Genomic DNA, 5,373 nt, shown 5'->3' with positions numbered 1-5,373 from the left:
TATTAAAGGGCGTAAAACAAAACAGTCCCTTCAGGGTATTTTAGGTGTACGCTATAGTTTCTAACGATATGGTTATTTTTTAGTTATCTTTAAATGTATGATTAGTTTTTTTAAGTTTTTAATGCAGCATCAGAGAACAATTTTTCAGAGCACGCAGCTTCGTTGTTCTTGATAAACTGTATTCCCTTATATACTTGATTATGCATTACTTTTTTTTGATAAGAAAATTCTGAGGAAATGCTAAAGAAGCCCTATAAAAACGCCCTTATATTCTTGATCAAAAAAGTATTTAAAAAACTGTAAAGAACGGTTTTTTATGAGATAAGGGGGATTTTTAAGAAGGATTATTGCAATCTAAGGTTGAAAATATGTTTTGTAGAGCTAATTACGTTCAGTGTCTATGCAGGCGTGAAGGGGGGAGGATATGGCTCTACAATATAAATGGAAACGACATTGTTGGATACTCATGTTGAGCAGCTGTTTTGTGCAAGCTGCTGCTGCAAATGAGGGGAGAACAGCACTTTTTTGTCAATCTTCAAGTTATGAAAATGATAAAGTATTTCAAGATCAATACAATGAGGATATGAAAACAGGTAGATGCATACTTGGAGCCTCTAATGATGTCATGGTAAGAACGCGCAATGAATTAGACTTTTTGAAAAAGCCTAGCGATTTTATCATGGATAAGGGTGCTAGAGTGTTTGCGAGTCAACAGGAGCTTGACAGCAGCCATCGTGACAATGCTGGATATAATGCACAAGAACAAAATACTGCATTTCTTAAAAAGCCTGAACTTATTTCCATTAAAGATGGGGCACTGTTAGAAAATTATATCCTTGATAATGAAGGTAAAGCATACATTTCAAATGATGGTGAGATTGATAGTCCAGGGCGATCCATTAATAACACTGTAAGGAATGGTGCAGAGCTTTATGTGTATGCAGGAGGACTCAGTGAGAATAGTAAAATTGAATATGGTGGAATTGAAAATGTTGAGGCTTTGAAGGGAAAACAAGGTTTTTCGAAAAATGCTGTTGTTAAAGAAGGCGGGCACCAAAGTGTTGGAAATGGAGGGAAAGTAGAGGGGACTAAAATTTATGGCGGTGAGCAGCTTGTTTTCGGCGAGGGGGATGTTGGAGGAGAGGTTAAAGGCAGTAGTGCTTCTCATACTATCATTTATGGTCAAGATGAAACACTAGGCCAACAAAAAGTATATGATGGCGGAAAAGTTTGGAATACAAAAGTTATGCAAGGGGGTGTCCAAGAGGTTGGACAAAAGTCTCAAAGTGCAAAAAATGGTGGTTTTTCATTTGACACAGAAGTTTTTGGTGGTGGTAAACAACGTATCTTAAAAGGCGGTCAGGCTATTGGAGTCACTTTAAATGAGAGTGCTATTCAGGAAATATATACTGATGGATCTGTAAAAAATCTAACAATGAATGATCAAACAAAATCATGGGTGCATGCTGGAGCAACATTAGAAGGCAAGACACAGGTAAACCATTCTGGACAGATCCATCTTTATGCTGGGAATGATCAACATCATACCATAGTAGAAGATATTATTTTAAATGGAAAAGATACAAAACTATACTCTATTACTGATGAGTTTGATGGAAAAAGTTCTTTGATACAAAAATTAAGTGGTGAAGGGAGTGTTATTTTTTCGTTTACAGGTTCTGATCCATATTATTCTCAGCTTCATGTGAATAATCTTTCAGGAAATTTACATTTCGCGTTCAATACTACGATTGCCCATAACCGTGGTGATTATCTCTTGGTTGAGAAAGGCGCTGGGAAACATACAATAAGTGTTGCTGATTCTGGAGTTGAAATCACGGATCCTTTTTCAAATAAGCGTGATTTAATTACGGATCAAAGTGGTGGAGCGCATTTTACGCTGACAGATCTTAAGGGTGAAAAAATTAACGCCATTGATGGTGGAACTTATATGTATGATTTGAAAGAAAGAAAGGATGAAAATGGAAAAGTTTGGTTTTTATCGGCAGATCGCCTCAGTGGACCAGAAAACTCTATTCCAGATCCGACAAATCCTTTTTTTCCTGGAGAAACATCAACGACACCTTCTACAGATGCAGTGTTAACGTTGTCCGTAGTTCCTGGACTTATTTTTAACAATGAATTGCAAATTGTCCGGAATGGTAGAAAAATTTGGAACAGGAATAGGAAAGATATCGAACTATGGACTTATGGGATTAAGAGCAGAGAACGTATTGCGACAGGCCATACACACTTTAAGCTTGGGCAGACAGGTTTAGTCTTTGGTGCTGATCAGTTGAGTGCATTAAGGCATGGAGAGTTGTATGTTGGTGGTTTCGGGAGTTATGATCAAGCACGTATTTCTCATACACGAGGTGGTGACAGCGATTTGAGCTCTTATAGTATTGGAACTTACGCAACTTATTTTGATCATCGTGGATGGTATATGGATGGTGTTTTGAAATATAATTATTACCGAGATAATTTGAAAGCCATATCAACGAATGGTTTTGCCATTCAAAGTCATTACAATCAGTGGGCGATAGGTGGATCATTTGAGATTGGTTGTTATTTTAAACCGGCACAGAATACTTGGATGCAGCCTTATATCAAGCTAACAGGTTTGCAGGTTGAAGGTAAAAGAATAAAACTTTCCAATGGAATGATAGGTGATCTAAGCCCATTAACTTCATTCCGCAGTGAAGTTGGATTGACTGCAGGACATGAATTTTTTGTGAGTTCAGAAACTTCATTAACAGCTTACATTATGGCAGCTTGGTTGCGTGAGAATATAAATAATAATTATACGACAATTAATAACCAGTATAAATTTATTACAGATTTGTCAGGCAGTGCGGGTAAATTGGGAATTGGTTTAAACGGTTCGGTCAATGATAAACTAACACTTTATGCGGAAGCACATTATCTAAAAGGACATAAGATTAAGAATGCTCTTCAAGGTATTTTAGGATTACGCTATAGTTTCTAAATATGTGTGTATGGCTGATTAACTTTACAAATGTAATTGTTTTGCAAGCTTAAAGAGATAACGTTCGGCTATGTCTTCTCGAGAGTGTAGGGACTTTCTCAAATAGTAGGAATGTCTTTATACTCTCTCTTTTAAAGGCAACATACTGAATTTATAATAATAATTCATTTCTATGCATGTTGAATGAGAGTCGCAAAAATCATAGGATTCTCTCATTCCAAATTTGTTTATGTTGAATCAATCAAAATTATTCGCTTGGCACATCGCAAGCGGGATGAAGGTGTGTATAAAAACTATACAAAAAAGAAGTAAAAATGTCTCTGATGAATCGTCTCTAGTGTCAAGGGCTGTCACAACATTGGGATGGCAAAGTGTATGATGATATCGGCCCGCTTCTTCATAAGCGTAAAGATTGGGGGGGCAATGGCTTTACCGGTATATCATTCATGGATGACGTGGCGAAATGGGCTTGAGTGCATTGAGAGATGTATCTTTAAAACAAGTGAGTGAATGTACAACCCAATGGCGTTTTGTTTTACGTGAAGAGGGGACCCATTAAAGGGCACGAGCATTTTTTTCATCTATAATTCCAGATATGCAAATTATTCCTTTAATTTAAGTGAACATTTTGAATTTTATTCAATTTTTCTGCCCTAAGTTAGAGTTTTTTAGTGGTTTATAGACAAACAACTTTAAGTTGTTTAAATTAAAAAAATACACTAAAAAATTGTATTTAGACATAAATAAAACACATTATGATACAATCTAAAATGAGCTATCTATGTAGTCGCGAGGTATTTTCTAAATAATTGAGAGTGGAGTGTGGATAATGCGGTATAAATACAAATTAAGTTTTTCAGTATTGATGATCAGTAGTTGTCTTGTGCAATCTGCAAGTGCAGTTGAGAGTAGGAATAGAGTGCTAACAAGAGCAACACATGTGGTAAATAGAGAAGAGGAAGAAAAAAAAATAGCACTGATGTCTAATTTTTTTCGCAATAATACTATTCTCAAAGATGGTGATGTAGAGCTTGTTGATAATGGAGAAAGTTCTGTAGGTTCCACTATTAAAAAAGGAGGGATGCAAATAGTTACACGGGCAGGAATTGCAATGAACGCCAAAATTTTGGGAGGTCAGCAGTTTATTCATGAAGAGCCATATATTGATCTTACAAGCGTGGAGAGAAAAAGTAGTGCATATAATTCCACAGTTACTGGGGATGGTGGAACAGTTGGACAGCAGAATGTGTATGATGGAGCGTGGGGTTGGTATACGAAAGTGGGAGATAACGGAGAACAAAATCTTTATGCAGGACAAAGAAAAGAGGGGGGAAAATCAATGTATGCTGAGGTCTCTGAGAATGGGAGACAGCACGTCTTAGCGTTAGGAGAATCTTATGCTACTAATTTGAAAGATCATGCTATTCAAGTTGTATATCCTGAAGGGTTTGTGGATGGTCTGACTGTTAACAACTTTGCTAAATCGTGGTTCCATGTTGGTGTACAAGAGGTCCTTGGAGAAGTAAGGATTAATGATCACGGAGAACTTTATTTATTCGCTGGTGATAGGACAAATCATACGACTAAGAAAAAAATTCCTATAAAGGACAGAGTGGATGAAACAATATTTGAGGTTGGTGAACGGAATATGGGAGAAAAACCTCAGATTGAAATTGAAGATTTAGGGGGGCAAAATGGGACTGTTATTTTTACTTCTATACCGTATGATCCACGATATATTTCACTTCATGTTGAGAAACTTTCAGGGAGTTTATATTTTCGATTCAATATTAGTGCTACGGGGGATTCGAGTGATTACTTATCGATTGATGAGGGCGCAGGTAATCACAAAATAAGCGTTGTAGATTCTGGTCGTGAAATTACAGGTCTTCTCTCACAAAAGAATAGTTTGGTCACAGGGATTAATTTAATTACTGATAGAAGCCACAATGGAGGCGCTAATTTTACTCTGGCAGACCTTTCGGGTAAGGACATTACAGCTGTTGATGGTGGGGCCTATCAATATCAATTGCTGAAGAGAGATAGATGTGCTGATTCTAGTGGTAGTGCTACAATTTGGTATTTAGGAAGAGCCTCTGGAGGTACGACACGTTCGAATACTGAAGCACAGTGTGTAAACAAGAAAACGAAGATTCCTCTTGCATTATCTGATCAAGGTGCTCCTTCTAGAGGAAAAAATACCGGTCCTCGTCCACTTACTAAAAAACAGCCATCTAAACCACGACCTCCACGTCATTTAAGAGGGGCACAGAATGTCTCTAGTGTTTCTGTATCTCCAACTGTTTCCTCTCTTGGAAGTCACGTTATTGAAGTCTTAGGTTCAGGAAGTTCTCATCCTCTTTCTGATGAAAAACAACAAACTG

The 5,373-nt window shown here is 37.1% G+C and carries 2 protein-coding genes; both read left to right on the top strand.

From position 1 onward, the window contains the following. The first annotated feature begins 424 nt into the window (after positions 1–424). Positions 425–2,989, top strand: a complete 2,565-nt coding sequence (gene bafA / locus ACFIMG_RS00015) for a BafA family autotransporter (protein ID WP_375678263.1) — start codon at positions 425–427, stop codon at positions 2,987–2,989. An 829-nt stretch (positions 2,990–3,818) separates the two neighbouring features. Next, positions 3,819–5,373 (top strand): pertactin-like passenger domain-containing protein (locus ACFIMG_RS00010; RefSeq protein ID WP_375678262.1); only part of this gene is annotated, 1,555 nt, incomplete at its 3' end.

Origin of the sequence: Bartonella sp. AP11XZML (assembly GCF_042196445.1) — a bacterium.
GTDB lineage: Bacteria > Pseudomonadota > Alphaproteobacteria > Rhizobiales > Rhizobiaceae > Bartonella.
This window is presented reverse-complemented; position numbering and strand designations above follow the sequence as displayed.

Bases quoted from the DNA above. Each gene is read 5' to 3' on its own strand.
- bafA (WP_375678263.1), top strand. From the start codon at position 425: ATGGCTCTACAATATAAATGGAAACGACATTGTTGGATACTCATGTTG.